29 protein-coding genes are annotated in these 25,673 nt (G+C 57.5%); 10 read left to right on the top strand and 19 right to left on the bottom strand.

The annotated features are described in order from the left end of the window. Window positions 1–58: 58 nt before the first annotated feature. From ABIT76_06180 to ABIT76_06150, 7 genes are all read right to left on the bottom strand, one after another. Window positions 59–268 (bottom strand): hypothetical protein, encoded by a 210-nt coding sequence (locus tag ABIT76_06180; GenBank protein MEO7932728.1) that lies wholly within the window; start codon window positions 266–268, stop codon window positions 59–61. Window positions 269–281: 13 nt separating this feature from the next. After that, window positions 282–713, bottom strand: coding sequence for a hypothetical protein (locus tag ABIT76_06175; GenBank protein MEO7932727.1), 432 nt, complete (start codon window positions 711–713; stop codon window positions 282–284). Between the two features lie 102 nt (window positions 714–815). Beyond that, window positions 816–1,739, bottom strand: coding sequence for a class I SAM-dependent methyltransferase (locus ABIT76_06170; protein ID MEO7932726.1), 924 nt, complete (start codon window positions 1,737–1,739; stop codon window positions 816–818). A 1-nt stretch (window position 1,740) separates the two neighbouring features. Then, a complete protein-coding gene (locus tag ABIT76_06165) occupies window positions 1,741–1,941 on the bottom strand; it encodes a SlyX family protein (GenBank protein ID MEO7932725.1) in 201 nt (66 codons plus the stop codon). Further along, window positions 1,934–3,118, bottom strand: coding sequence for a hypothetical protein (locus tag ABIT76_06160; protein MEO7932724.1), 1,185 nt, complete (start codon window positions 3,116–3,118; stop codon window positions 1,934–1,936). The genes ABIT76_06165 and ABIT76_06160 overlap by 8 nt, the downstream gene beginning before the upstream one ends. 19 nt (window positions 3,119–3,137) lie before the next feature. Next, on the bottom strand, window positions 3,138–3,296 hold the full coding sequence (locus ABIT76_06155; protein ID MEO7932723.1) for a hypothetical protein: 159 nt from the start codon (window positions 3,294–3,296) through the stop codon (window positions 3,138–3,140). Further along, on the bottom strand, window positions 3,297–3,581 hold the full coding sequence (locus tag ABIT76_06150; GenBank protein ID MEO7932722.1) for a 4a-hydroxytetrahydrobiopterin dehydratase: 285 nt from the start codon (window positions 3,579–3,581) through the stop codon (window positions 3,297–3,299). Window positions 3,582–3,708: 127 nt separating this feature from the next. On the opposite strand from ABIT76_06150, the gene cysK reads away from it, so the two are divergent. Then, complete coding sequence (gene cysK / locus ABIT76_06145) at window positions 3,709–4,668, top strand: cysteine synthase A (GenBank protein MEO7932721.1); 960 nt, start codon at window positions 3,709–3,711, stop codon at window positions 4,666–4,668. A 19-nt stretch (window positions 4,669–4,687) separates the two neighbouring features. Continuing rightward, window positions 4,688–5,320, top strand: coding sequence for a tetratricopeptide repeat protein (locus ABIT76_06140; GenBank protein MEO7932720.1), 633 nt, complete (start codon window positions 4,688–4,690; stop codon window positions 5,318–5,320). A 229-nt stretch (window positions 5,321–5,549) separates the two neighbouring features. Here ABIT76_06140 and ABIT76_06135 read toward each other — a convergent pair whose 3' ends face one another. After that, complete coding sequence (locus ABIT76_06135; GenBank protein MEO7932719.1) at window positions 5,550–5,822, bottom strand: twin-arginine translocase TatA/TatE family subunit; 273 nt, start codon at window positions 5,820–5,822, stop codon at window positions 5,550–5,552. 69 nt (window positions 5,823–5,891) lie between these two features. Here ABIT76_06135 and ABIT76_06130 point away from each other — a divergent pair, with 69 nt between their 5' ends. Genes ABIT76_06130 through ABIT76_06120 form a run of 3 tightly spaced genes read left to right on the top strand, consistent with a single transcriptional unit; the run spans window position 5,892 to window position 8,455 of the window. After that, window positions 5,892–6,440, top strand: coding sequence for a dTDP-4-dehydrorhamnose 3,5-epimerase family protein (locus ABIT76_06130; protein ID MEO7932718.1), 549 nt, complete (start codon window positions 5,892–5,894; stop codon window positions 6,438–6,440). Then, window positions 6,440–7,474, top strand: a complete 1,035-nt coding sequence (locus ABIT76_06125) for a glycosyltransferase family A protein (protein ID MEO7932717.1) — start codon at window positions 6,440–6,442, stop codon at window positions 7,472–7,474. The genes ABIT76_06130 and ABIT76_06125 overlap by 1 nt, the downstream gene beginning before the upstream one ends. A gap of 36 nt (window positions 7,475–7,510) precedes the next feature. Further along, a complete protein-coding gene (locus tag ABIT76_06120; GenBank protein MEO7932716.1) occupies window positions 7,511–8,455 on the top strand; it encodes an aldo/keto reductase in 945 nt (314 codons plus the stop codon). 153 nt (window positions 8,456–8,608) lie between these two features. Here the strand turns inward: ABIT76_06120 and ABIT76_06115 are convergent, their stop codons facing one another. From ABIT76_06115 to ABIT76_06080, 8 genes are all read right to left on the bottom strand, one after another. Continuing rightward, on the bottom strand, window positions 8,609–9,604 hold the full coding sequence (locus tag ABIT76_06115) for an LLM class flavin-dependent oxidoreductase (GenBank protein ID MEO7932715.1): 996 nt from the start codon (window positions 9,602–9,604) through the stop codon (window positions 8,609–8,611). A 211-nt stretch (window positions 9,605–9,815) separates the two neighbouring features. Continuing rightward, a complete protein-coding gene (pheA, locus tag ABIT76_06110; protein MEO7932714.1) occupies window positions 9,816–10,898 on the bottom strand; it encodes a prephenate dehydratase in 1,083 nt (360 codons plus the stop codon). Then, a complete protein-coding gene (gene scpB / locus ABIT76_06105) occupies window positions 10,895–11,575 on the bottom strand; it encodes an SMC-Scp complex subunit ScpB (protein MEO7932713.1) in 681 nt (226 codons plus the stop codon). The genes pheA and scpB overlap by 4 nt, the downstream gene beginning before the upstream one ends. Before the next feature lie 33 nt (window positions 11,576–11,608). After that, entirely contained in the window at window positions 11,609–12,379 is a 771-nt protein-coding gene (locus ABIT76_06100; protein ID MEO7932712.1) for a hypothetical protein, read from the bottom strand. Then, window positions 12,333–12,548, bottom strand: a complete 216-nt coding sequence (locus tag ABIT76_06095; protein MEO7932711.1) for a DUF4266 domain-containing protein — start codon at window positions 12,546–12,548, stop codon at window positions 12,333–12,335. Before ABIT76_06095 ends, ABIT76_06100 begins: the two co-directional genes overlap by 47 nt. Before the next feature lie 28 nt (window positions 12,549–12,576). Continuing rightward, window positions 12,577–13,080: a TlpA disulfide reductase family protein gene (locus ABIT76_06090; GenBank protein ID MEO7932710.1), complete on the bottom strand. Its 504-nt coding sequence runs from the start codon at window positions 13,078–13,080 to the stop codon at window positions 12,577–12,579. Between the two features lie 38 nt (window positions 13,081–13,118). Next, window positions 13,119–14,123 carry an FAD:protein FMN transferase gene (locus ABIT76_06085; GenBank protein ID MEO7932709.1) on the bottom strand — a complete coding sequence of 335 codons (1,005 nt, stop codon included), beginning with the start codon at window positions 14,121–14,123 and terminating at the stop codon, window positions 13,119–13,121. A gap of 10 nt (window positions 14,124–14,133) precedes the next feature. Further along, the gene (locus ABIT76_06080; GenBank protein MEO7932708.1) at window positions 14,134–15,297 is read right to left on the bottom strand and encodes a DUF3570 domain-containing protein; all 1,164 of its coding nucleotides are present in this window, start codon (window positions 15,295–15,297) and stop codon (window positions 14,134–14,136) included. An 11-nt stretch (window positions 15,298–15,308) separates the two neighbouring features. On the opposite strand from ABIT76_06080, the gene ABIT76_06075 reads away from it, so the two are divergent. Together ABIT76_06075 and ABIT76_06070 are read left to right on the top strand one after the other, a co-directional pair. After that, entirely contained in the window at window positions 15,309–15,542 is a 234-nt protein-coding gene (locus tag ABIT76_06075; GenBank protein ID MEO7932707.1) for a hypothetical protein, read from the top strand. Window positions 15,543–15,909: 367 nt separating this feature from the next. Then, the gene (locus tag ABIT76_06070; GenBank protein ID MEO7932706.1) at window positions 15,910–17,712 is read left to right on the top strand and encodes a thioredoxin family protein; all 1,803 of its coding nucleotides are present in this window, start codon (window positions 15,910–15,912) and stop codon (window positions 17,710–17,712) included. A gap of 27 nt (window positions 17,713–17,739) precedes the next feature. On the opposite strand, the gene ilvB is transcribed toward ABIT76_06070, so the two are convergent. Further along, window positions 17,740–19,488: a biosynthetic-type acetolactate synthase large subunit gene (gene ilvB, locus ABIT76_06065; protein ID MEO7932705.1), complete on the bottom strand. Its 1,749-nt coding sequence runs from the start codon at window positions 19,486–19,488 to the stop codon at window positions 17,740–17,742. Between the two features lie 214 nt (window positions 19,489–19,702). Here ilvB and ABIT76_06060 point away from each other — a divergent pair, with 214 nt between their 5' ends. Both ABIT76_06060 and argH read left to right on the top strand, forming a co-directional pair. Continuing rightward, the gene (locus ABIT76_06060) at window positions 19,703–20,170 is read left to right on the top strand and encodes a transcriptional repressor (protein ID MEO7932704.1); all 468 of its coding nucleotides are present in this window, start codon (window positions 19,703–19,705) and stop codon (window positions 20,168–20,170) included. Window positions 20,171–20,178: 8 nt separating this feature from the next. After that, window positions 20,179–21,546, top strand: a complete 1,368-nt coding sequence (gene argH / locus ABIT76_06055; protein MEO7932703.1) for an argininosuccinate lyase — start codon at window positions 20,179–20,181, stop codon at window positions 21,544–21,546. Window positions 21,547–21,769: 223 nt separating this feature from the next. On the opposite strand, the gene ABIT76_06050 is transcribed toward argH, so the two are convergent. Then, window positions 21,770–22,147, bottom strand: a complete 378-nt coding sequence (locus tag ABIT76_06050; protein MEO7932702.1) for a DUF5329 domain-containing protein — start codon at window positions 22,145–22,147, stop codon at window positions 21,770–21,772. 90 nt (window positions 22,148–22,237) lie between these two features. Here ABIT76_06050 and ABIT76_06045 point away from each other — a divergent pair, with 90 nt between their 5' ends. Next, window positions 22,238–23,956: a hypothetical protein gene (locus tag ABIT76_06045; GenBank protein ID MEO7932701.1), complete on the top strand. Its 1,719-nt coding sequence runs from the start codon at window positions 22,238–22,240 to the stop codon at window positions 23,954–23,956. A gap of 126 nt (window positions 23,957–24,082) precedes the next feature. Here the strand turns inward: ABIT76_06045 and ABIT76_06040 are convergent, their stop codons facing one another. Continuing rightward, the gene (locus ABIT76_06040) at window positions 24,083–25,651 is read right to left on the bottom strand and encodes a flippase activity-associated protein Agl23 (protein ID MEO7932700.1); all 1,569 of its coding nucleotides are present in this window, start codon (window positions 25,649–25,651) and stop codon (window positions 24,083–24,085) included. Window positions 25,652–25,673 lie beyond the last annotated feature (22 nt).

Raw genomic sequence — 25,673 nt, 5'->3', positions numbered from 1 at the left:
ACCAACAAAAAAGGCGCATCACGAAAGATGCGCCTTCTTGTTAGTAACGAACTTAACCTTAGTAGGTGGTCGCGGAAGTCGTGGTCGAGGAGCGACGCACGGTAGTCGGCTGGGACATGGTGCTCATGGTGGTGCTTTCCATGGGCTCCGCCATCACACGACGGGAGGAAGTGGTGGTCTGGCTGGTGACTACTGGGTCATCGGCACAACCGCTGAGAACAGCGAGAATGGAGAGAGCCAGGACGGATTTGATGATGGATGTTTTCATAGTTTGGGGTTTCTTATTTTTTGGTTGTGGTGGTGGTTGTAGTGGTTTCCTCGACGACCGGGGCTGGCGCGGGAGCAGGTGCGACGACTTCGGAAGTGGTGGTGACCGTTGGATTAGCCACAAACTTCGTCACGACATAGCTGTCACCGACTCTGGTGTAGTAGATGCGTGCCGGTGTGTTTTGCTTGATGGATTCCTGGGAAACCACATTGCCAGCGGCGTCCACGAAAGTCGTCGTCTTGTTGTAGGTGTAATGCACGGGTGCCGCGGAGCCGGAGCTCACTATGATCTGTGACGAAGTGGGCTCGAATTGCTGCACGACGCCGTCGGTGGTGACAGTGCTGGAAGAGGAGACGACGGAATCTTGTGCGAAGGTGGCTGTCGCGGAGACAACCAGGGCGCAGGCGGCGGCTAGAATGGAGTGTGAGTAGGATGGAGTTTTCATATTTTTAAACGCCAGCTTTTTAATCAGCCGACGACAATAGATCGCAGCCATCCATCCGACTGGATGTAAGTCATTTTACGCTTCGGAAAGGATTAGCTGAAATCAATCCAGCAGCAGCCAGAGAGTGGCGGCTCCCTCGCCCTCGGGAAAATCGGGCAGCGCCTCAGTGCAATGGAACTCCGCCCTGCGCTGGGCGACCCGCAACTCGTCCTTCGCCAGCGCCTGCAACGCGTCGCGGTCGAGTCGCGTGCAATTCGTGGAGAGAAGAATTTTTCCCTTCGGAGCCGAAAGCTCGAGCGCCAGATGCAGCAGATCGCCGAGGTTTTTTTCGACCTGGAATTTCCGCCCCTTGGCACCACGGGAAAAAGTCGGCGGATCCAAAATGATCGCGTCGTAAAGCTCCATTTTCCGAATCATCCGGGGCATGACTTCCAAGGCGTCGTCGGCCAGAAAACGATGGCCTTCAAGTGAGAAATCATTGAGCGCGAAGTTGGCTTTGCCGCGTCCGATGGATTTGGCGGAAAGGTCGATGCTGACGGTTTTCGCACCCGCGCTGGCGGCGACCACGGAGAAGGAGCAGGTGTAGGCAAACGTGTTGAGCACCCGCTGCGGCGCGAGGGATTGGAGATAGGAACGATTGGCGCGCTGATCGAGAAAGAGCCCGACCGAATACCCTGCGGCGAAGTCGATCCCGTAGCGAAGGCCGTTTTCTGAAACGCTTGTTTCCAGAGGCAACGCGGCGTCGCCGGAGAGGAGAACGGGAGCGCTGCGCTCGTTGTTTTGGATCGCGAGATAGCGCCCAAAGACGCGCTGAGACGGGAGTTCCATTGCACTCTGCCAGCCAGCCAGATCTTCCTGAAGACAGGCGATGTCGGCGGAGTCTTTGTAGGAAATGAGATAGTCCGACCCGAGGCGCTCGATCCAGGCGTTACGCGAGGAAAAAACGCGGTGCGCGTTCGTTCCCTGCGAGGTGAGGAGATCGACCAGACCGCGCTCGATCCAGTCGTTGGCGTAGAAGCCGCTCATGTTAGTAATGAGGCGGGCGTTCGTCGCCGCGAATGGTGATGCCGTCGCCGTTGTTTTCCGCACGCAGACGATCCAGTTCCTCGGCCTGCTTTTCGATCTGCGTGCGCAGCTTCAGGATTTCGCGGTCCTGTTGCGAAACGTGTTCCTCCACGAAGGAAAATTTCACTTCGAGATCGGTGATGCGTGCGGCGAGTTCATTCATATCGTTGGGAAAGGAGGAGCGCGAGATGATGCAGGGCGGTGCCAAAAAGGAGAACGAAAAACGGCAGGAAGATCGGTAGCGCCAGCGAATAACCGCCCGCCAGCCACGTGCCAGCCAGCAGGTAAAACCCGAGCGTGACGATGAAGCCAAACCACCTGTCCACTCCCGGTCGCCGCAAAAACAAGAGCGGAGTTAGAACACAACCTGCGAAAATCAGCCCCCGCGCACCGGCTCCGACGGGAGTCAGCGGCGCGCCATTGCAAATCGTGGCGACGGTCGCGGCGGTCCATTCCGCGGGTGTGAGCGAAACGCCAGCGTGCGGATGAATCGTGCGGGCGGACGGCGCGAGATTGCCCAGGACGAGCACGCCCTGGAGTTGGTCGGCGTTGATTTTCTTTGTTCTGGGCGGCATTTCCCCGGCCAATGTGAGCAACAGGTCGGAGGAGTCGATCCGGCGAATGTTAGGAAGCAATCCGAGTTGCACGGGAATGGAGGCGTCATCATCGGTGGCGAGGCGTTGATCGTCGAGGAGCAGGCCGTTGTCCGTGTGAATGGTTTCCACAGAAATCTTGCGGGCCAGCAAGGCGGCTCGCAGCGCTTGCGACGGCACGTTTCGCTGGCCGATTCGGAAATAAATCGTGGCGCGATCCTCGTGATTGGCCAGATTCGCGACGCCGACCTCGACCGTGCCGCGCAAAACTTCGGGCGGCGATTCGCTGACCGAGCCATAGGGAGTCAGGGAGTTATCTGCGGGATCGGCGTTCCAGCCTTTCAGCCACCAGATGTCGTCCTCCGTGTCCTCTTTTCCCCAGCCGAGGCGCACGGGCAAAACCAGCCGGGGCTGGCGGATGGCGAGATCTTTGAATGCGCGGTCAAAGGCGGTGTTTCCCGGCGCGGGCAGCGACTCGAGAATGACGATGGGCGGATGTTCCTTCGGCAGCGCCTTGAGAAAGAGCGAATACTCCAGCGCCGTCCAGTTTTCGGCGTCTTCCATGGAAATCAAAGTCACCGGGACCGGCAATTGCCGTGGACGTTGCTGCGCCGAAATCAGCGCGTCCTGAAACCTGCGCTCCACCTCGCGAATGACCGGGCTGCGGTCGCTGATGTGCCAGAGCAGGAACCCCAGGGCCAGGGCCAGAAGGACGTTGACCGAGGTGACCCACAAAGGCAAACGCATGGCTTTTTTCTACAACGAGTCAGGGCGCAATGTCCCGGAGTTCTTTCGGGAATTGGACCGCTGGCTCCGGCGGACGCGTGCGGTAGAAAATATACCACTGCACGCCGCCAACCAGGGCGCAGACGAAGACGGTGGCGACGAGTTTTCGCGGCCAGCCGTATTCGTGAAGCGCGGGCATTTAGCCGACGAGATTGTCGATCTTTTCGGCGAGCTCGAAGTCGAGATCGGTCAGGCCGCCCTTGTTGTGAGTCGAGAGCATGAGTTTCACCTTGTTCCAGCGCACGTCGATGTCGGGGTGATGCTCCGATTCCTCGGCGATTTCGGCGACGCCGTTGACGAAGTCGATGGACTCGGTGAAGTCGTCGAACTCAAATACGCGCTCGATCTTTTTCCCCTCGATGTCCCACTCGGGGATGCGCTTGAGATAATCTTTTAGTTCACTTTTATCGATGAGGTCGGACATAATTTTAGGAAAGTTGAGTGCTTCTGTCATGTTTCACGCACACCGCGCTTGAAGTCGCGCAGCGTTTGTGTCACTTAATGCCCTCCCTTTACTAAGAAACCTCCAACAGTCAACCGCGACAAATCATATGCTCTACAATAACATCGTCGAAACCATCGGCCGCACCCCATTGGTCAAACTCAATCGCATCTCTGCCGGGCTCGACGCCACCATCGCGGTGAAGTGCGAATATTTTAATCCGCTCGGCTCGGTCAAGGACCGCATCGGTGCAGCCATGATCGAGGCTGCCGAGAAGGATGGAACGTTGAAACCCGACACGCTGATCGTCGAGCCGACCAGTGGAAACACCGGCATCGCGCTCGCTTTTGTCGCCGCGTCAAAGGGCTACAAACTCGTCCTCACCATGCCGGAAACGATGAGCGTCGAACGCCGCACATTGCTCGCCATGCTCGGCGCGAAACTCGTTCTCACCCCCGGCTCCGAGGGCATGAAAGGCGCCATCGCCCGCGCCCAGGAAATCGTGGACAGCACCCCCGGCGCCTGGATGCCGCAGCAATTTAACAACCCCGCCAACCCGGCGATTCACGCCAAGACGACTGCCGAGGAAATCTGGGACGACACCGACGGCCAGGTCGATTTCCTCGTTTCCGCAGTCGGCACCGGCGGCTCCATCACTGGTATCAGCGAAGTCATCAAATCCCGCAAACCCGGCTTCAAAGCCATCGCAGTCGAGCCGAAGGATTCCCCGGTCATCACCCAGTCCAAAGCCGGCGAGCCGCTCAAACCCGGCCCGCACAAAATCCAGGGCACCGGCGCTGGATTTATCCCGAACAACCTCCACATGGACATCGTGGACGAAGTCATCACCGTCACGAATGACGAGGCTTTCGCCATGGCCCGCCGCCTCGCCAAAGAGGAAGGCATCCTCGCTGGCATCAGCTCCGGCGCGAATGTTCACGCCGCGATCGAACTCGCCAAACGCCCCGAAAACAAAGGGAAATTCATCGTCACCATCGCCTGCTCGACCGGTGAACGCTATCTCTCGACCGCGCTGGCCGACGAAGCCCGCGCCGCCGTTGCTGTTTAATTTGTAGCGCAAAAACATCATGGCCAAACTCACCCCCGCCGCCGCTGTGCCGGACCCGCAAATCATCGATCCGAGCCTGGAGGCCGACTTTTTCTTTGAGGAAAACAAAGGAAAAATCCTCACCTTCATCGTCGTCGCGCTCCTCGCGCTCGGCGGATGGATTTTCTATCAATACCACGAAGGCCAGACGCGTTCGGAGCAGGCTGCCGTCTTCTACGCGGCAAAAACTACCAACGACTGGAAGGCGATCATCGCGAAATACCCCGGCACCATCATCGCGGGCAATGCCCAGCTTTTGCTTGCCGACAAACTCCGCGACGAAAACAAACTCGACGACGCCATCGCGCTGCTCAGCGACTTCACGAAAAACGCACCCACCCACCCGCTCATTGCCCAAGGATGGCTCAGCTACGCCGGCACGCTGGAAATGAAGGGCGACCTACCCAAGGCCACCCAGACCTACGCCAATATCGCGGTCCAGTTTGGCTCGACTGAGGCGGCTCCGGCGGCCCTTTCGGCGCAAGCCCGGCTCGTGAAAAAAGCAGGCGACGCCAAGAAAGCCCGCGAGATTTACGAAAACATCGTCCAGCGTTTCCCGGCCAGCATCGAGGCGCAGGAAGCGCAGCAGGAACTCGGCAAACTCGCCGACTAGCCGAGCGGAGTTCCATTTCCCCGGGAGCGCACGCGTCTCGCGTGTTCCCTTTTGCGTCTCGCGAAAGGGCTTTGACGTAAGGCTGTCCCCATCTGAAACAGCTTTGAGGCGAACCGAGCGGAGCAAGATAGCCTGCCGCAGGCAGCCCGCAGGGTTGTGCGCGAAAGCGCCAAGCAAACACCTCAAAGAGCACGCGAGACGCGTGCGCTCCCGAAGAACTTCGCCCCGCCTAACTGGGAGTGCTTTCCCCCGCCACCTTCTCCACGGGCGCAGGCGTCGCTGGCATCAACTCCTGGCGCGGAGCAGCCATCGGTTGCGCCGCTGGCGGACTCGTGAGCTGATTGGCAAATTCCTCCTTCGCCTTGTTAAACTCGCGCACCGCGCCTCCCATCGAGCGCGCCAGTTCCGGAAGCCGTTTCGCGCCGAAAAAGATCAGCACAAAGAAACAAATCAGGAACCCGTCCGGTCCCGCGAGATTACTGATAAAGGCTAGATTGTTCATCGTGGAAGAGACATCGCGCTGATCGAAACCGTTGTAAAAAAGATTTTTCTTCCCTAGAAGAAATCGTCTATGCCACCGACTCTCGACGAACTTCTCGCCCACGCCCGCCGCGATGCCGCCCTCAGCACTGCCGACGGACTTCCTCTTCCCGCGCTGCCCGACGGCGTGCGCATCCGCGACCTTCCGAATTTCCCAGACGACCGCGGCCAGGTCACGGAGCTCTTCGACCCGCGCTGGGGCTGGCACCCGGAGCCGATGGTTTTCAGCTACTTCTTTACCTTGAAACCCCGTTCCGCCAAAGGCTGGGCCGTTCACCTCCAGCACGAGGATCGCTACGCCATCGTTCGCGGGGAAATGCAGGTGCTCCTCTACGACGCCCGGCCCGATGCCTCGACTTTTGGCCGAATCTTCGAGCTGCATCTGAGCGACCGCCGGCCCCGCGCCCTCAGCATTCCCGTCGGCATCTGGCACGCCGATTACAACGCCTCCGACTCGGAATGCATCTGCGTAAATTTCCCCACCATCCAATACAACCACGCCTGGCCCGATAAATACCGCCTCCCGCTGCACACTCCGCTCATCCCCTACCAGTTCCCCGCCGACATCCAGGGATATTGATGCGACTCACCATTCTGCTACCGACGCACAACCGGGCCGACACCCTGGAATGGGCTCTGCGCTCAGTCGCGGCGCAGACCGAGAGCGACTTCGAAGTCCTCATCTGCGGCGACGGCTGCACCGACGGCACGAATCGAGTTGCACTCGAATGGGAGAAAAAGGATGCCCGTTTCCGGTGGTTCGACCTGCCCAAGGCGCCCGGCTTCGGCTACGCCAACCGCAACCTCGTCCTCCAGCAGGCGCGGGGCGAATTCATCGGCTTCATGGCGCACGACGACCTCATTTTCCGCGATCATTTTGCCCGAATGCTGGAGCCCTTCGCCGACCCGAAGATTCAACTCGTGGCCAGCCGTCCGCTCTGGGTCGATGACTCTGGCACCATCCTTCCTGTCGCCAACAACCTCGAATGCAGCCTCGTGCAGGAAGATTTTCTAGCCGGGCGCCATCGGATTCCCGCCACCTGCTACCTGCACCGGCGCACGGCGTTTGCGGAAGTCGGCTTCTGGAACGAGACGCTGCTCCAGAGAGGCGACCTCGACCTCTGGCAGCGCATCGTCCTGCATCACGGCCCGGCCAGCGTGCGCTATCTCACCACGCCCGGCGCACTCCATTTTCGGGCCATCTGGAAAACTGACGCTCAAAAAGATCCGCATTCCTTCCGTGGCTGGCAAACCCTCCTCGAAACGCCCGGAGCCTTTCCTGAAATCCTTCGCGTCCGCCCCGGCGCCAACGAACTCCCCCAGGCCGCCGTCGGCGCGCTCCTGCTCGCGGAAAATGGATGGGAGTCCGCTGTCCGACGCGCGGCAGAACTCGCCCTTGACGCGCAAGCCTGGATTCTCCAACAGCCCCGCTACCAGCCAGAGCTCGTCGAACTGCGCGAAAAAGTGAAGCTCCTCCAGGAGGAATGCCACAAGCTTCAGTCGAGTTCCATCGCACTGCGGGAGAAACTGGCCGCGCAGAAAGCGCGCGCCGAGAAGTGGAAAGAAAAAGCGTCCGCGCCGCGCGTTCGCCGCTGGCCCTGGTCAAAAAAATAGCCCCGTCCTCCCACGACCCGCGTATAGCATTCACCCATGAAAACCCAACTTCTCGGCACCACTGACCTCGAAATTACCCGGCTCGCCTACGGCTGCATGCGCATCTCGGGCACTTGGGAACGCACCGAAGTCGATGCCGAAAAAATCAAGACGGGCAAGGCCGCCGTTCTCGCCGCTGTGGATGCGGGCTACACTTTTTTCGACCACGCCGACATCTACGGCGACACCACTTGCGAGTCCATTTTCGGCGAAGTCCTCAAGGAAAACCCCGGCTTTCGCGAAAACATGGTCATCGCCACGAAGTGCGGCATTCGGTTTGAAGACGAACCGACTCCCGGCCTGCCGCATCGCTACGATTTCTCCTACGAACACATTGTTTGGTCGGTCGAGGAATCGCTCAAACGCCTGCAAATCGAGCAGATCGACCTCCTCATGCTGCATCGGCCCGATTTTTTGGCGGACCCGGATGAAATCGCCCAGGCGTTTACCGAACTCCGCGAGGCGGGCAAAGTCCGGGAGTTTGGCGTTAGCAATTTCCGCCCGTCGCTCCTCTCGATGGTGCAAAACGCGCTCCCATTTGAGTTACAGGTGAATCAGGTGGAAATCCACCCACTGCGCCTCGACGCCTTTACCGACGGTACGCTCGACCAATGTATCGAACGCGTCGTGACTCCCATGGCCTGGAGCCCGCTGGCTGGGGGAAAAGTCGCCACCGGCGCTGTGCCCGATCCGGCGGCGGCCAATTTTGAGCTTCAGACGAATCTGCTCGCCGTCCTCGACACCGCCGCACGGGAATACGGCTGCGACCGCACGGTGATGGTTCTGGCATGGCTTTTGAAGCACCCCAGCGAGATCGTTCCCGTTGTCGGTAGCGCCAACCCCGAAAACATCCGCAACGCCGCCCGCGCCACCGAAGTCCATCTGGATCGGGAAACGTGGTATCGCATCCTGCGGGCCGCGCGCGGGATAAAATTGCCTTAACTGCTGACTTCACTTCGGTGTGTCTTCGGGAGCGCACGCGTCTCGCGTGCTCTTTGAGGTGTCTCGCCTCAAAGCTGTTTCAGAGAGAGGACCACTTACGTCAAAGCCCTTTCGCGAGACGCAAAAGGGAGCACGCGAGACGCTCCCGGGGAATTAAACAGCTATGCCCGCCATGTCCCGGACGATCTCGTAGGAATGCTGACGCGCGTCGGGATCGTAAATCATGGAGTGAATAATCAGCTCGTCGGCCTGCGTTTCCTCCAGCAGCGCCGTGAGTTTTTCCTCCACGGTCGCCGCGCTGCCAATGATCGAGCCGCGCAAAAAAGGCAATTGCTCGGGTCCGGCGTAAACGGCTGCCAGCGATTTCTTGGGCGGCGGAAGCTGCACCGGCATGCCGCGAGCCAGAAACAAATGCGCCTGGTATTGCGAGGTGGCGAGCGATTCGGCTTCGGCATCGGTGTCGGCGGCGAAAATGTTCACGCAGACCATGGCGTAGGGCCGCGGCAGCGTTTCCGAAGGGCGAAAACGGCTCCGGTAAAACTCCAGCCCCGGCAACAAATTATCGGGTGAAAAATGGCCCGCCGAAGCGAATGGAAGTCCCAGCTCGCCCGCCAGTTGCGCGCTGAAACCGCCCGAGCCGAACAGGTAAATCGGCACTTCCGTGCCCGCTCCGGGAAAGGCGCGAATGCGCTGGCCGGGCGTCGGTTCGCGCAGATAGGAGCGGAGTTCCTCGAGCTGCTGGGGGAAGTCGTCGCCCGTGGCGTCGAGTCCCTGCCGCAGCACGCGCATGGTGGCCTGGTCGGCACCGGGGGCGCGTCCGAGTCCGAGGTCGATGCGGCCTGGGTAGAGCGAGGCGAGGGTTCCAAATTGCTCGGCGATGATGAGCGGGGCGTGGTTGAGGAGCATGACGCCGCCCGCGCCGACGCGGATGCGGGAGGTGCCGGCGGCGAGGTAGCCGATAACGACGGAGGTCGCGGCGCTGGCGATGCCCGGCATGTTGTGGTGTTCGGCGACCCAATAACGATGGAACCCAGCTCGCTCCGCATAACGCGCCAACTCCAAGGAGCGCCGAAGGCTGTCGACAGCGGTCCCGCCTTGGAGAACGGGGGCGAGATCGAGCACCGACAAGGGAATTTCGGAGAGTCGCATGAGGGAAGATGGACCGGTGTAAAGCGCAAGCAACCCGGTTGTTTCGAGAACCGTCGAAGTTTCGGACGAGAGGCCGTGGAAGGGCCGACGGCAAGTCTTCGGGAGCGCACGCGTCTCGCGTGTTCCAGCGGACGTCTCGTCCGATGGCCGGAAGAGCTTTGAGGCGAGACACCTCAAAGAACACGCGAGACGCGTGCGCTCCCGGGGAAAGCTACACCGTCAGCTCGGTCTTTGGGTAGCTCCCGAGGATTTTGACGAAACTGCAATGCGCTTCCAGTTCCTCGATCGCCTGCGCGACCGCCGGATCGGCGTAGTGGCCGTCGAGATCGACGAAGAAGAAATATTCCCACGCCTTCCGTTTCGACGGACGGCTGACGATTTTGCTGAGGCTGATTTGCAGCCGGTTAAAGGGTTCCAACGCCGAGAACAACGCCCCCGAACGATCCCGCACGCAGAACATGAGCGACGTTTTATCGTTTCCCGTCGGCGGACAAGTCGTCGGGCTGATGACGAGGAATCGCGTGGTGTTGTTCGGGTTGTCCTGCACGCCAGCTTCGAGGACGTTCAGCCCGTAAACCTCGGCGGCCATCCGTCCGGCGAGCGCGGCGGCGTGGGGCTCGGAGGCGGCGAGTTCGGCGGCGCGGGTCGTGCTGCTGACTTCGATGAGGTCGATGCCGTGCATGTTGCGCTCCAGCCACATGCGGCATTGTCCGAAGACTTGCGGATGCGAGTAAATTTTCCGAATATCCTCGCGCGGGATCCTGGCGATGAGGTTGTTTTCGATCTTCAGCAGGATCTGCGCGCAGATGCGCAGTTCGCTGTCCATGAAGGCGTCGAGGGTGTAATTGACCGCGCCCTCCGTCGAATTTTCGATGGGAACGACGCCGTAATCGGCCTGGCCACGGGCGACTTGGGTAAAAACGTCGCTGATATTCGTCTGCGCCACGTAGCGAACGCTGGCCCCGAAACGACTGCGAGCCGCTTGGTGCGTCCATGTCGCCTCGGGTCCGAGATAGGCGATGGCGAGGTCTTTTTCGAGGGCGAGCGAGGCCGACATGATCTCGCGATAAATGGCGCGAATCGCCTTGGCGTCGAGCCGGCTATTGGGGATCGCCTTCGACATGGCGACGAGTTTTTGGAGGAGCGATTCCTCGCGTTCCGGCGCGTAAATGGAAAGGTTTTGGGCGCGCTTGGTCTCGCCCACTTCATGGACGAGATCGGCGCGCTGGTTGAGGAGTTCGATGATCTGGAAATCGAGGGAGTCGATCTTTTGGCGAATGGGTTCGAGGCTCATACCGGAGAAAGTTCGGGGTTGGATTCCACTGGGGCGAGCGGGAGTTGCTCGGCCTGCGGCTCGGTGGGAAGCGGCGCCTTCGGCAGCGCGATGTGGCGGAGTTCGGTCGAGTTGGGGAGTTCGTCCAATGTTTTCAAACCGAAATGCTCCAGGAAAAACTGCGTGCTTTCGTAGAGCAAAGGCCGCCCGGGAACGTCGGCGCGTCCGGCGATTTTAATCAGACCCGCCTCTAAAAGTTTCTGGATCATGCCATCGACCGCCACGCCGCGAACAGCCTCGATGTCGGCTTTCATGATCGGCTGCCGATACGCAATGATGGCCAAAGTTTCCAACGCCGGCGGGCTCAACCGCGACGGTTTTCCCTCGGGAAAAAGCTGGCGCACCCACACGGCATAGGCGGGCTGCGTGGTGAGCTGCCAGCCGTTGACCTGCTCGACTAGCTGAAACGCGTGCCCGGCGTGGAGGTAGTCGGACTTGAGTTCGTTCAGCGCGATGGCGGCCTCGGCTTCCTTCGTTTTGGCGAGATCCATCACCTCGACGTCATCGGAAAAATCCGTCGCCCCGCGCAGAGCCGCCACGATTTCCTTGGGCAAAAGCGGTTTCTGGGAAGCGAATAGGAGCGCTTCGAGGACGCGTTTCAAACTCATCGCCGGATTCAATACAGAAGCGACTTCCATTTCAATCACGAAGGAAACGCCATCGCGTTTTCCCTAAAATCGCCAAGTGAGGCCTGACAGAGCATGAACCCCGCCGGGTTCGATGGAGGAAATTACGTTGCCGCCGATACCCACGGTAGCTTCGAGGTTCTCGGTGAGATTAAAAGTGTAGCTGAGGTTGACGGAAAGTGTCTGACTAGAACCCGAGGAATCATCCGCTCCGGCATTCGCATTCAGGCTGATCGAGTCGGATTCATTCGGCAGCCAAGCGCAAAGATAGGTCACAAAAACGTCGGCAGTGGGGTGAATTGGCTTATGAGAGATTTTGGGTGAGGTCGAGGCATCGATTCCGAATCCGCCACCGATCCAAAGCGCATCCGTCAATCCCCAGGCGAAATCCAGGCCCGGAGACAAGTCCATGCCTTGGGTGGCGTAACGCGAATGCGGATCGAGCGCAAAAGTGGCATTGAGATAAAAGCGAGTGTCATTATTTCGATAAAGAGCCGCACCGAGTTTGAGGCTCAAGTAGGAATCGCGTCGGATGCGGAAATCGCTGAAGCTACTGAGGTTAGTATCAGTGGAAAGACTGATCCAGGTTTTGGTATCGCCAAACTCGATTTCACTGGAGAGGTTAAAGGCCTCGGAAGAAAGACGGGTGCCGTCATAGCCAACTCCTACTGTGCCACTCAAGCCGTCGATACGAGGGTGTCGAATGTCTTCGGCTTGTAGCGAGAATGCCGCAATGATGCTTAGTAGCGGAGTAACCCAAACATGGAACTTAATTGCACCCACAACCGCCCCCACCCACGCCTTTGCCTCCAGCATAGGCCTCGCGAGTAAACCAGACGTGCTCCGAGATGGAATCGCTCAGTGGATCGCGCCCCGGACGCATGGTGTAGTCGGCGAGATGCCCGCGTTCCCAAGGTTTGACCGTGGTGCAGCCAGTGATAAAGCCGACTACTACGAACAAGGAAAGAAAACATAGTTTTTTCATAATCGCGTAATGTTCAAGAATGGAGTGATTATTTTTGATTTAGCAACTCGCTAATCAACGAAGTAAGAGCCACCTCATCACTTGCTCGGAAACCGTGATGCACTTGATGGATAACACCATGACGATCGATGATGAAAGAAGTCGGCATAGTGGCGACATCTGCTACGGCCACCAATTTATGGCTGCTATCGTGGACCACGGGAAAAGTAACCGGGTTGTTTTTTAGAAAAGTCTGCATGTTAGGTGTGGTTTCGTCCACACTCACTCCCAAGACGGTGAATCCTTTGCCAGAAAATTGTTTCTGCCACCGTTCCAGCACCGGAAAAGACGCCTTGCAAGGAGCACACCAGGAAGCCCAAAAATCGAGATAGACGACTTTGCCATGTAGATCGGGAATATTTCCGGCAAGTCCATAGCTGTGGAGATCGGGGAGAGGTTCGCCCTCTTTCCAACCTGCGGAAGCTGATGAGATAAGGCCTGCGAGAGTGCAGAAACAAATAGATAGTAGAAATATAAACGAGCGGTTTTTCATAAGATCGGGCTTGTATGGTGGGGAGGTAGAAATAAAGCTCAGTCGAACCAGTCTTTCGGAAGAATGGACCGACGAAACCCTCGAGTTTCGTATAACTTTCCATCGCACCAGAGACAGCCTTCGACGTTTTGCGTGCGATCCAGCATGGCAATGGCGTTTTGGCCCCCCAACACCAAGGCCGAGGTGGAAAGCAATCCCGCAGCTGTGCAGCGATTGGCGATAACGGTTGCCGATTTGGTTCCATTCGCAACAGGCCAGCCAGAGCGACAATCCAGTACATGCCCATAGCTGCGCCCCTCAAATTCAAAGCGTCTGCGGTAGTCTCCCGAAGTCGCCACGGTGGTGCCACTGCGCAGGCGGAGTCCACAGTAAGTTTCGCCTGGCCGTGCTGGATCTTCCAGACCGACATACCATGCCCCGGCTTCGTAAGACTCGCCCAGCACAGCGATGTCACCTCCTAGGTTCACCATAATATTCGTAATCCCCATTCCGACGGCTAACTGGCGCAAACAATCCACTGCAAATTCCTTGCCCACTCCGCCGAGATCCAGCATCATGCCTTTTTGCGGAAGAAAAATACGACCCGGTGATCTTTCGACTCGCAGCCAACCTACGAGACTTCTAGCTTGCGCGATCTCCTCTTCCGTGGGCAGGGAATCGCGCTTCCGCTTCCAATCCCATAGTAAACTCAGCGGCAAAGAAGTCGCATCGAAAGCGCCTTGAGTAACGAAATGACACTGCTCGCAGAGATCGAGCAGCATCTCAAACTCTGCATCAATTTCGACTAACCTTATTCCGGCCATTGCATTGACGCGGCACACTTCGCTGTCGGGCTGGAAACGGGAATAGCGTGCCTCAAATCGCCCCAGCCATTGGCCTGCTGCCTGATGATAGGCTTCTGCCTTGGCTAAGTTCTCCGCTTCATAGATTAGCTGGCACTGCGAACCGAGTGCATAGAAATCAATCTCATAAAATTCATCAGCGCACTCCGTTATTCCGGCTGCTGCGAGAGGCGTGTTTATTACTGAAGCAATTCCAGTCATTTGAAATAAGTTAGAATCCCCAATGCATGCCGACCGTTATTGAGTTGGCATCGGGATAGGCCGATTGCGATGTCTTGTGATCCAATCCCTCGATGAGATAGCGCTCATAGCCAAGATCCAAAGCGAGGCGGTCCTTGAGTGCTTTAATGGGGTAAGCCCGCACCTGCAAACCATAGGTAAAGGTTTGCTCGGCAGACAGGCGATAATCAGAGGAATAGTATTTCGGATTTCCCTTAAACTGAGTGTCGTAGAAACTGGCCGCTGTTTGTCGATAATAGCGAAAGCTAGGCCCAATGGTTACTCGCCCGTCGAAAAACGATTTGTAAAATGCGATTCTGGCGGTATGCGAAAAGATGTCGCTATCGTTATGGCCGAAGCGATACGATGTTTCCATGCTTGCATCGGCCCAAGAAATGTAGTGTGTCCACTGGGCGAATAGTAGCTGCTCGAACTTTCGGTCAGGCCTCACATCGCCTTTCACATAATCATAGGGATATATGGTTCCGTAGTAGTCGAAGAACCCAGAGAATAAGGTGCGTTTGTAAGGATCGCTCAGGTAACCTTGCTTCCAGCCCAAGGTTAGATTGACACTTAACAAATCGTTGGGGGTTAGAATCTGGTTTATTCCGATAATGGCATCATAGCTTCTTTTGGCTGCACTGAGCGCAGAGCCATTAGCTCCCACTGTGTCGTCCGAAATAGCAAATCCCAGGACGAGATCGGTATTCTTCTGATTAAGCGAAATAGTATCCTGGAGAGAATAACCATAGGAGATATAATCCGATTCATTGCTATACGAGAATCCAGCAGCGATCGTGTGGTTTTGCCATTGTTTGGCTAGACCCAGAGTAAAGGCGTAGCGCTTGTCGTGCATTTCCACCACAGGGACGTTACCTCCCTTGGTCCAAGCGGGTAGGCCAGTGGGTGATGCCCCGGAGATCGCGCTATATAGTAAAGAACCGTCGAGGACCAGCGTGTCGTTAATATCGAGGCTAAAGAGCGAATACTCCGAATCCACCCGGATGCGGTTATGATCTTCCTGGTAATACTGGTAGCGTGTGTCAAAGAAGTTCTCCGCAATGGCGCTTGAGATGACAAATAGATAGACCATGCCGACCAGCGCCCAAACCCGGATTTGAAAAGGCAGCGCGCTAAAGGAAGAGATGTTAATCATGGTTTTAAGTTGTGAAATTTCTGACTTTCAGGATACCAGCGTGCAGGAATGAAAGCCTGCACGCTGGAATTTTGGGCGTTGCCTCGGAGGAAATATCCTACGGCGAGATTTTTATATCCTCACTCGTTTACGAAGGCTTTGAGACCGGAGGTTTTGGCTTCGGTTTTGGTTTTGGTGGCTTCGGTTTTGGTTTCGGCTTCGGCCTTCTCCTCATTTCTGAAGTAGAGCCATTACCCTCAACATAACCAGGGTCTCCGCTGGGAGGAGCTTCATTGCCTTCGGACGCAATGATCTGATTACTAGTATCTACTTTGGGTGAATACATTGCATTCACCGTGTGCCCGCAGCAAAGCACACCGATCACCAAATAGCTGGCTATTTGTTTTTTCATTTTGTGTTTGTTTGTTTTGTTTCTTTGCTGTTTTTTTTATTCTTCTACTAACTGTAGCTCCATTAAAGCTACGGACTCACATTCGTGGGCATTTCCAGGGAAACAAATGACAGTGCCATGACAATATTGTCATCTGGAAGAACTAGAAATGGCACTTCGTGACAATACTGTCACAAATAATTCATTAGGTTAGTTTTCAGGAGGAATTATGTGAGCCTTTGATGCATTTTTCTCCTAACATGAAACTAAAACTAGACCCCAAAAAGTTCGCGCTCTCTTTAGTCGCGCTCTTTTGCCTGCTCGCCAGCGCTTCTACCCAAATCTATGAAGGACAAACACTAGTTAATGCACGTCTCATTTCCGACACCACCAGCATAGCTTCGGGAAAGTCATTCCAAGTCGGCGTCCTTTTAACTATGGCACCCGGTTGGCACATCTACTGGCGGTTGCCCGGCGACACCGGTTTGCCGACAAAAATCGATTGGACACTGCCTGCTGGATTTCAAGTCGGTGATCTGCAGTGGCCTGCGCATCATGTTGTTAAAGAAGAGGGCAATCTCCAAGTAAATGTTTACAGTGGTGAAGTCCTTCTCTTTGCCACGGTCACTCCGCCCGCCAAGCTGCCCGAGAGTGGGATCACTATCGGCGCTCAAGCGAGCTGGCTAGTCTGCAAAAACATGTGTGTGCCCGGCAAGGCGGACCTCACTCTTCATCTCACCACAGGCAAGGTATTTAGTAGTCCCGATAATGTTTTTTTTGCCCACTACAAGACGCTTGTTCCTAACAAGGTCATTACCGCCCCCTCCGTTCCGCCGACCTCCAACCTTACTCTTCTCCCTGCCTTGCTCTTCGGTTTTATCGGCGGGTTGATCCTGAATCTCATGCCCTGTGTTCTTCCCGTGATTTCGCTGAAGATGTTTTCTTTCGTTAAGCAAGCCGGGGAATCGCGGCAGCGGATTATGCGGCTTGGCCTCGCCTTTGCGGCAGGCATGTTTGCCTGGTTCCTGGGTATCGCCGTTGTTCTACTTATTCTTCGCTCTACCGGACGTGAAATCGTCTGGGCTCAGCAATTCCAAAACCCTTGGTTTAATATCGGCCTCTGCATTCTCATCTTTCTCTTCGCTCTGAATTTACTTGGCGTCTTCGAGATCACATTGCCGAGCTCTACCATTACCAAACTCGACAATACCGCCGGAAACGACGGCTATGGTGGAGCTTTCTTTCAAGGCATGTTTGCCACCATCCTTGGCACTCCCTGTACCGCGCCTTACTTGGGAACCACACTGGCTTTTGCCCTTACCCAGCCCCCGCTGTCACTCCTTGCCGTCTTTGCTGCCATCGCTCTCGGCATGAGCTCGCCCTACCTGCTCATTTGTGCAAATCCCCGCTGGCTGCGCTTCCTGCCTAGACCCGGAATGTGGATGGTTCACCTCAAGGAATTCATGGGCTTCCTACTATTGGCCACTCTCGTCTGGTTCATCTGGATCGTAGGGCGTCAACTAGGCGTCAACGCCGTCGCTTTTCTCGGCACTCTACTCCTCCTTTGCGGCTTGGGAGCTTGGATTTACGGCACCTTCCTGGCTCCTGCTGTGAAAACAGGCTTGAAACGCTTTGGTGCGATAGCTCTCGTCATCGTCCTCGGACTCATCGCCTCCACTTGCATCTGGTTCCAACCCAAGCGGGAAATTGCGAAATCCACCCTTAGTTTCGACGCGCAACTCGCCGCCGCACTGGCCACCGATCAGACCGTTTTCGTCGATTTCACCGCCGATTGGTGCCTCTCCTGCAAAACGAATAAACGTCTCACCATCGACTCCGCTGCCGTTCAGTCTGCTTTTCGTGACCGCCACATCTTCTTTCTTGAAGCCGACTGGACCAGCGGCGATCCCGCCATTACCAAAGTCCTCAAACACTACGGACGCGCGGGCGTGCCTCTCTACATCATCTACCCTGCTGACCGCACCCTGTCTCCTCGAGTGCTGCCTGAAGTCATTACTCCCCAACTCGTTCTGGACGCCCTTTAGAATCACGAAGGCCGCCGGGGCGCGGTTTTACAAACCCGAACCGGCCTGCAACGTGTCGCGGCCCTCAGTGATGACGTCCTTGTAGCTCCCGCCGCTCGGAATCATCGGCAACACGTGCTCGGTGTAGGGAACCATGACGTCGAGGACGTAACATTCCTTGGAATCGAGCATCCGCTGGATGGCGGCGCGGAGGTCTTTCTTGTGAATGACGCGCTCGCAAGTGACGCCAAACCCGGCGCACATCGTCGGGTAATCGGGATAAATGCGCTCCAAATCGTCCGGGTCGCCGAGGAAAGTGTGGCCGCGGTTGCTCTTGTAGAAGCGGTCTTCCCATTGCACGACCATGCCGAGGTATTGGTTGTTTAGAATGATGACTTTGGCGGCGATCTTCTCGATATGAGCGAGGGCCAGCTCCTGAACGTTCATCAAAAACGAGCCGTCGCCGTCGATGTCGATGACTTCCTTGTCGGGAAACGCGACTTTGGCTCCAATGGCGGCGGGCAGGCCGAAGCCCATCGTGCCGAGGCCGGCGGAGGTGATCAAAGTCCGGGGTTTATCGTAGTCGTAATGTTGCGCGGCCCACATTTGATGCTGACCCACGCCGGTCGTGATGATCGCCTCGCCCTTGGTCATCTCGCAAAGGAGTTGAATCGGATATTGCGGCTGGATGAGTTCCTCGGTGTCTTTGAAACAAAACGGGAATTCTTTTCTCCAAGAGTTGATCTGGATATACCAGTCTGGGAACGCGGTAAAACCGGTTTTTACCCTCTCGCGACCGCTCTTGGCGAGCAACTCGTTCAGTCGAGTCAGGGCGTACTTCACGTCGCTCAAGATCGGCAGGCGCACGACTTTGTTTTTGTTGATCTCCGAGTTGTCGATGTCGATGTGAACAATCGTGCCGTGCTCGGCAAACGTCTCGATTTTGCCCGTCACGCGGTCGTCAAAACGCACGCCGATAGCCAGCAGCAAGTCGGCCTCGTTCACCGCGTTGTTCGCGTAAACCGTCCCGTGCATGCCCAGCCATTTCAGCGACAGCTCATGCGTTTCGGGAAAACCGCCGATACCCATCAAAGTCGTCGCGACTGGGATTTGCGAACGCTCAACAAATTCCAGCAACTCCGCCGACGCTTCGCCGGAAATAATTCCACCGCCGCAATAGATCATCGGATGCTTGGCCGCGGCGATCATGCCGATGACTTCGTTCAAAGCCAGATCGTCCGCCTTCGGACTCGGCTGATAACCGCGCAGATCGATATTCACCGGGAAAACCGGCTGCGTGCGGGAGTTCTGGATGTTTTTTGGAACATCAATCAAAACCGGACCCGGACGACCGCTTTGGGCAATGTAAAACGCCTCCTTTACTATGCGCGGGATCTCATTCACGTCCCAAACGAGGTAATTGTGCTTCACGATGGGCAGCGTCATTCCAAAGACATCCGTCTCCTGAAACGCCCCGCGCCCAATCATCGCCTGAGGCACTTGACCCGTAATCGCGATCAGCGGAATCGAATCCATGAACGCATCCGCGATGCCCGTAACGAGGTTCGTCGCGCCCGGTCCCGAGGTCGCCATGCAGACACCCGCGCGACCCGTCGCCCGCGCATAACCGCCCGCCGCAAACACGCCGCCCTGCTCGTGACGCGGGAGCAAGGTCCGAATCTTAGTCGATTTCGTCAGCGCCTGGTGGATCGGCATGGAAGCGCCGCCCGGATAGGCAAAAATGGTGTCCACGCCTTCGCGTTCCATGCAGGCGACGAGGATTTCCGCCCCGTTCATGACTTCACCGCGCTCGGCGGCCATGCTAATGGAATGAATAATGTCTGCGGCAGGGGTCGTGCTCATAAGTTTTTTGAAGAGGGCGAAGTATCTAGCCTAAAAACGGCGCGCGAACAAGCCGAAAGGCGACGGTTTTCATTCGAGTTCCAGTCCCCTCACAGGAGACGGGCGTCCGTGGTTGACTCGATTCTCTCGTAAATTATAGTCGCAAACAATGGACCCGCTGACTCGTGAACGTATGGAGGCTTTCCTCAAGGAAAAAGGCTTCCGCCGCACCACCCAGCGCGATGCCATCGTCGAGGCGGCGTTTTCCACCAACGAACATTACACCGCCGAGGATCTCCTCCTCATGGCGCGCAAACTCGACAAATCCGTCTCCCGCGCCACCGTTTACCGCACCCTCCCGATCCTCGTGCAGAGCGGAATGCTTCGCGAAATGGACTTTGGCCGCGACTTCAAATACTACGACCCGAATTTCGTCGATCACCCGCATCACAATCACCTCATCTGCGTCGATTGCGACCGCATCGTCGAGTTTGAAGACATCGGGATCAACACCATGGAAGACTGCATCTCGAAGCGGCTCGGCTTCTCGCCCGAGGCAAAAATGATCCGCATCGAAGCGCACTGCGACGAGTTGCAACGCGTCGGCACTTGCCAGAAGCGCCTCATTCCTGCCTAACTCCGGTCATGTGGCGCGGACGTTTTAAGCAATCGACGGCGGATTCTCTCCGCACTTTCTCGGAATCCATCTCCTTCGACTGGCGGTTGTATCGTCACGACATTCAGGGGTCCATCGCGCACGCTTCGGCGTTGGAAAAAGCCGGACTCCTGACGCCTGCAGAGTTGCAGCAAATCAAGGACGGCCTGCTCGGCATCGAGGCCGACATCGACGCGGGACATTTCCAATGGGATACCGCCCTCGAAGACGTCCACATGAACATTGAGGCCGAGCTCACCCGGCGCATCGGCTCGGCGGGCGCGAAACTCCACACCGCGCGTTCCCGCAACGACCAGGTCGCGACCGACTTGCGGCTCTATCTGCGCGACGAGATCGTCCACATTCAAGCCGCACTCCGCACCTTGCAGCAGAGTCTATTAGCACTCGCCGGAAAAAACGCCGACGCCATCCTCCCCGGCTACACCCACCTGCAACGCGCCCAGCCCGTTTATTTTGCGCATCATTTGTTGGCTTACATCGAGATGTTTTCGCGTGACGACTCCCGGCTCACTGACACGGCTCGTCGGATGAATTCGCTCCCGCTCGGCTCCGGCGCGATCGCGGGTTCCACCATCGTCCTCGACCGGACTTACATCGCCAACTTGCTCGGCTTCGACAGCGTCACCCACAACAGCATGGACGCCGTCAGCGACCGCGATTTCGCCGTCGAACTCCTCAACGCCCTCGCCCTCATCGGCATGCATCTTTCGCGCCTCAGCGAGGACGTCATTCTCTGGGCCAGCGCCGAGTTTGGCTACGTCACCCTCAGCGACGCCTACACCACCGGCTCCAGCCTCATGCCGCAGAAAAAAAACCCCGACGTCGCCGAGCTGACTCGGGGCAAAACCGGCCGACTCTACGGCAATCTCCTCTCCCTCCTCACCACGTTGAAGGGCCTCCCGATGACCTACAATCGCGACATGCAGGAGGACAAGGAGCCCATCTTCGACTCCATCGATACCGTCAAAAACGCCCTCGAAGTCTTCGCCGGCATGATGTCCGAGGCGCGCGTCAACACCGCCCGCATGGCCGCTGCCGCCGACGATTGGAACCTCATCGCCACCGATCTGGCCGATTATTTGGTGAAACGTGGCGTCCCGTTTCGTCATTCGCACGAGATCGTGGGCGGGTTGGTTGCCCTCTGCAACGAACGCAATTGCGGCCTAGCCGACCTCTCGCTGGCCGATTTTCAGTCGAGTTCCAGTGCCTTCGAGGAAGACATTTACACCATCCTCAACCCCCAAGCCTCCCTCGCCGCCCGCCAAGGCATTGGCGCACCGTCGCCGGAGAACATCCAGAGCGAGCTCACGCGCTGGAATGAGCTTTTGGCGGCATAACTGACGCTCTGAGGCCTTCACAGGCGCTCGATCATTGGGGCCGGATCGGCTTCGCAAAAACCCACCAGGTCTCACGCAGCCCTGCAAATGCCATTGCGACTTTCCGCAATGCTCCGCGCAGTCCCGCAAATGCCATTGCAACTTTCCACAATGCGCCGCGCAGTCCCGCAAATGCCACTGCGACTTTCCACAATGCTCCGCGCAGTTCCTGGTGATTGGCTCGCTATTTTGCCGCCTGCTTCGGGTGATCCCGATCAAACTCCCGCAGTTTTCCTAGGAAATACGGGCCGGTTTCCACCGTCTTTCCATCCGGCAGCCGAATCTGGTAAGGCGTCCCGCTGAACGACGACTTGCTGGCGCACCCGGCGATGAAATCCTCCGCCGTTTTCACCCGCTCGCCGCCCTTGCTGAGCTTTAATTTCAGGTGCGCCACCGCCTCCGACGCGCTGTATTCCGAGCCATTGCGAATGAAGACGCCGCCCTTCATCGACGCGACCGATTGCAGCAAATACTCGATCCGCTGATCCTCCCGCGCGTCGCGGGCGCAGAGGACATTCATCAACAGGAACAGCGGGAGAATCGTCAGGAGGAAGCGTCGCATGGGGTCCAATAAAAAAACGCGCGCCGCCACGAGTCGAGTTGCATTTTCCTCGCGCCAAACGCCGACCAACTTGCGATACCTTGCGCCGATATGCGTCTCGTCCGCCACATTCTCGAAAACTACTGGGTCGCCACGGTGAGCTTCATCGCATTCAGCACCCTCATCGCCCTTTCGCTCTCGATCTCCGGCCTCCATGCCTCGAATGCCGCCATCGCGCTCGCCCTCGGCTCCGTCGCCACCGGCCTCACCCTCTGGAAAACCAACCTCCGCTCCCTCAGCCCCACATCCAACGACTTCTGGCTCTGGAAAAGCGCCGCCGCCATCGCCTTCGTCCTCTTTGCCCTGCGCGCCTTCCTCTGGCTCATCTTTCTCAAAGGCGACCAGATCGCCGTCCTCTCGCGCAACAACCTAGGCGACCTCCCGTTGCACATCCAATACATCCGTTTTTTCTCCCACGGCGCGCCGCTCTGGCCGGTGAACCCGATCCACGCGCACTCCTCGATCGGCTACCCGTTTGGCATCGATTACTTCAACGCCCTGCTCGATGTCCTCGGCGTCCCGCTCTTCAACGCCCTCATCGTCACCGGACTCGCCGGGGCGCTCGCGACCGGCATCGCGCTCTATCGCTGGGGACGCGCGTTCGGCGTCGCCGGGTTTCTCTTCAATGGCAGCGTCGCCGGGTTCGCCATTTTCACCACCGGCAAATGGCTCGACTACCAGCAAGACCTCGATTGGAAAAGCCTCCCGCTCGCGCTCTTCGTCACCCAGCGCGGCTTCCTCTACGCCCTGCCCGCCGGCCTGCTTTTGCTAACCCACTGGCGGCAAACGCAGTCCGCTGAGTCGAATGAAACTCCGCTCAAAAATCCGCTGCCGCTCTGGCTGGAATGTCTCATCTATTCCACGATGCCACTCTTTCACATCCACACGTTTCTTTTTCTCTCCGCGATGTTAGCCAGCCTTGCCGTCTTTGGAAAAAACCGCCGCCGGTTCTGGTGGCTGATCGCCGCCGCGTTTCTCCCCGCGACGCTTCTGATGCTGAAGCTCACCGATAATTTCCACGCCGCAGGTGGGCTCGCCTGGCACCCCGGCTGGATGCAGGGCGCACACTTTTCCGCGACATACTGGCTGGAGAATTTCGGCGCGCTCCCATTTCTCATCGCGGGTTTGATCGTCATGTTAGTCCGCCGCCCCGACCGCGCGGCCTGGCTCTTCGTGGGACCGGCGCTGGGGATGTTAGTCGCGACATTGTTCGTCCAATTCTCCCCGTGGGAATGGGACAACACGAAGCTCATGATGTGGAGTCTCATCGTGCTCCTGCCCTATCTCTGGACTTCGCTTCTGGTGAGAACGCCGATGTTAGTCCGAGTGCCCGTTTGCCTGCTTTTTTTTGGTTCGGGTTTCATTTCACTCTGCGGCGGATTGGCCTCCACCGAGAAAGGCTACGACATCGCCGATCAATCTGTCGTCCTCAGCGTCGCGCAAGCCGTGGAAGACATTCCCATCCTGGAAACCTTTGCCTCCGCCCCCGGTTACGCGCATCCGCTTGTCTTCGCCGGTCGTCGGCTCGCTCTCGGCTACCACGGTCACATGGTCGGCCACGGCATTCCCTACGAGGCCGAGAAACGCGCCATGGATCGTCTCATGACCGGCGCCGACGACTGGCAGGACGCCGCCAAATTTCTCGGTGTCCACTACATCTTCTGGGGCTTGGAAGAGGAAAAGACCTGGCCCGCCAGCGAGAAACCATGGGTGCTAACCAGCGAGTTGATCGCCACAGAGGACTGGGGCGAAATCTACAAGCTCCCGTAGCAGCGGAAGTTTTTAGGGAGCGCACGCGTCTCGCGTGATCTTTGAGGTGTCTCGCCTCAAAGCTGTTCCAGGCCATCGGACGAGACGTCCGCTGGGACACGCGAGACGCGTGCGCTCCCGGGGAATTTACTCCGCTTCCTTCGCCGTCAGATCCGGCTCGCGATCCCCAAACTCTGGACCAAACACCGCAGCGTTGAAAAGCGCGGTGCACGGCTCCTGACCCGAGCGCAAACGGAAAGGCACGAGGTAGTAGGCTTCCTGCAAATGCCCGGCGAGCTCGTCCACTTTGTCGGAGTCGCAGATGAGAAATTCCGAATCTTCATCCGCCTGATACACGCCCGGTTTCGGACAATACACGTGGTTCAAGCCGCCGAAATACCACGGCAGCGGATAGTAACTATCGAGATGCATCTGCCCGCGCATGTTCATTCGCGACGGATCGCGCCGCAGCAGGGAGTCGATGGGTTCCAGCACTTTGTTAACATCGCGATAAGTCTGCACGTAAACATAGGGCAGCTTGTCGTCGTCAAACTTGCGGTAGTTGAGTTCGATAGTTCTCGCGACGGAAAAACTAAAGGCGGCTGTGGTTAGCACGCAGGTTAGAAACGTCCAGCGCAGGCGCAAAATCCAGTCGAGTCCGATTCCGCTCAGCAGATAAAACGGCCAGGCAATGGAGATCACGCACCACGGCGTTTTGTAGGCGATGATCGAGTAGCCGCAGAGCGCGGCCAATGCATAGAGCGCCAGCCAGCGGGCCGGGCCGGTCGAGCGCCAGAGTGTGACCAGACTCGCTGCCACACCAGCTAACATTAGCGGCTCAAACTTCCATCCGAGCCAGAGCCAGTAGTAGTTGAATGGGCCGATTTGCTGATCCTTTTTGGCGTGGCCGGCGCTGTCCATGCCAGTGTGGGTCCAAGTGAGGAAAGTGCTGAAGATTCCTTTCAATCCTTTCCAGTAGAAGAAGTTGCCGGAGTAGAAAAAAATCACCGCAAAGACGGCGAAGGCTAGGTATTTCCAGAATTGATCCCGACTCCAGTGTTGTCGCGATGTTTCCCATTCGGGTCTCACTGGAATGGCGCGTTGCCAGATCGAGTAAGATAGAAATGCAAGTCCGATGGCGACGAAATGGATGGCGTAAGTTTCCTTGGTTAGGATGCAACCCGTCGCGCCGATCACGACTGCCAACATCCCACGAGGGCTCCCTCGACTAACCATTTCCAGGATGCCCCAGGTGAGTTGCATGAGAAAGAGGACGAGCCACGTTTCGTGAATGGCGTAGCGCTGATAAAAGACAAACCCCGGAGAGACGGCCAGGCCCGCCGCAGCGATGGCCGCCGCCCGATCTCCGAAGTGTCGGCGAAACGCCCAGGCCATCCAGATGGTTAGCAGGCCGACTAACACAACGGGTATTCGCAGCGCCCAGAGGTTGCGTCCGAACATGGTCAGCGACAGAAACTCGACGTAGAAATGGAGCGGCCCGTGGTAGTTGGTCGGATCGTATTGATAGCAGCCATTTTTCGTCATCTGATCGCAAAACCAGCCATTGATGCCCTCGTCGAAATGGGCCGGTTTAATGTCGAGCCAGGCGATGCGGAAGAACGCGGCCACAAGCAGGATGACCCACGGAATCCAGCGCGGGACGACATTTTCTTTGGACTTGGCAGAGTCGTTGGCTACTAGTGGCATCTCGCGCATGTTACCGGAAAATCACCCCAGT

The sequence above is a fragment of the Chthoniobacterales bacterium genome (genome assembly GCA_039930045.1).
Lineage (GTDB): Bacteria > Verrucomicrobiota > Verrucomicrobiia > Chthoniobacterales > DASVRZ01 > DASVRZ01.
The sequence above is the reverse complement of the archived record's forward strand: the minus strand, read 5'-3'. Positions and strand labels throughout refer to the sequence as shown.

Coding starts and splice junctions, on each gene's coding strand:
- ABIT76_06180 (MEO7932728.1), bottom strand. CDS start 268: ATGAAAACATCCATCATCAAATCCGTCCTGGCTCTCTCCATTCTCGCT.
- ABIT76_06175 (MEO7932727.1), bottom strand. CDS start 713: ATGAAAACTCCATCCTACTCACACTCCATTCTAGCCGCCGCCTGCGCC.
- ABIT76_06170 (MEO7932726.1), bottom strand. CDS start 1,739: ATGAGCGGCTTCTACGCCAACGACTGGATCGAGCGCGGTCTGGTCGAT.
- ABIT76_06165 (MEO7932725.1), bottom strand. CDS start 1,941: ATGAATGAACTCGCCGCACGCATCACCGATCTCGAAGTGAAATTTTCC.
- ABIT76_06160 (MEO7932724.1), bottom strand. CDS start 3,118: ATGCGTTTGCCTTTGTGGGTCACCTCGGTCAACGTCCTTCTGGCCCTG.
- ABIT76_06155 (MEO7932723.1), bottom strand. CDS start 3,296: ATGCCCGCGCTTCACGAATACGGCTGGCCGCGAAAACTCGTCGCCACC.
- ABIT76_06150 (MEO7932722.1), bottom strand. CDS start 3,581: ATGTCCGACCTCATCGATAAAAGTGAACTAAAAGATTATCTCAAGCGC.
- cysK (MEO7932721.1), top strand. CDS start 3,709: ATGCTCTACAATAACATCGTCGAAACCATCGGCCGCACCCCATTGGTC.
- ABIT76_06140 (MEO7932720.1), top strand. CDS start 4,688: ATGGCCAAACTCACCCCCGCCGCCGCTGTGCCGGACCCGCAAATCATC.
- ABIT76_06135 (MEO7932719.1), bottom strand. CDS start 5,822: ATGAACAATCTAGCCTTTATCAGTAATCTCGCGGGACCGGACGGGTTC.
- ABIT76_06130 (MEO7932718.1), top strand. CDS start 5,892: ATGCCACCGACTCTCGACGAACTTCTCGCCCACGCCCGCCGCGATGCC.
- ABIT76_06125 (MEO7932717.1), top strand. CDS start 6,440: ATGCGACTCACCATTCTGCTACCGACGCACAACCGGGCCGACACCCTG.
- ABIT76_06120 (MEO7932716.1), top strand. CDS start 7,511: ATGAAAACCCAACTTCTCGGCACCACTGACCTCGAAATTACCCGGCTC.
- ABIT76_06115 (MEO7932715.1), bottom strand. CDS start 9,604: ATGCGACTCTCCGAAATTCCCTTGTCGGTGCTCGATCTCGCCCCCGTT.
- pheA (MEO7932714.1), bottom strand. CDS start 10,898: ATGAGCCTCGAACCCATTCGCCAAAAGATCGACTCCCTCGATTTCCAG.
- scpB (MEO7932713.1), bottom strand. CDS start 11,575: ATGGAAGTCGCTTCTGTATTGAATCCGGCGATGAGTTTGAAACGCGTC.
- ABIT76_06100 (MEO7932712.1), bottom strand. CDS start 12,379: ATGCTGGAGGCAAAGGCGTGGGTGGGGGCGGTTGTGGGTGCAATTAAG.
- ABIT76_06095 (MEO7932711.1), bottom strand. CDS start 12,548: ATGAAAAAACTATGTTTTCTTTCCTTGTTCGTAGTAGTCGGCTTTATC.
- ABIT76_06090 (MEO7932710.1), bottom strand. CDS start 13,080: ATGAAAAACCGCTCGTTTATATTTCTACTATCTATTTGTTTCTGCACT.
- ABIT76_06085 (MEO7932709.1), bottom strand. CDS start 14,123: ATGACTGGAATTGCTTCAGTAATAAACACGCCTCTCGCAGCAGCCGGA.
- ABIT76_06080 (MEO7932708.1), bottom strand. CDS start 15,297: ATGATTAACATCTCTTCCTTTAGCGCGCTGCCTTTTCAAATCCGGGTT.
- ABIT76_06070 (MEO7932706.1), top strand. CDS start 15,910: ATGCATTTTTCTCCTAACATGAAACTAAAACTAGACCCCAAAAAGTTC.
- ilvB (MEO7932705.1), bottom strand. CDS start 19,488: ATGAACGGGGCGGAAATCCTCGTCGCCTGCATGGAACGCGAAGGCGTG.
- ABIT76_06060 (MEO7932704.1), top strand. CDS start 19,703: ATGGACCCGCTGACTCGTGAACGTATGGAGGCTTTCCTCAAGGAAAAA.
- argH (MEO7932703.1), top strand. CDS start 20,179: ATGTGGCGCGGACGTTTTAAGCAATCGACGGCGGATTCTCTCCGCACT.
- ABIT76_06050 (MEO7932702.1), bottom strand. CDS start 22,147: ATGCGACGCTTCCTCCTGACGATTCTCCCGCTGTTCCTGTTGATGAAT.
- ABIT76_06045 (MEO7932701.1), top strand. CDS start 22,238: ATGCGTCTCGTCCGCCACATTCTCGAAAACTACTGGGTCGCCACGGTG.
- ABIT76_06040 (MEO7932700.1), bottom strand. CDS start 25,651: ATGCGCGAGATGCCACTAGTAGCCAACGACTCTGCCAAGTCCAAAGAA.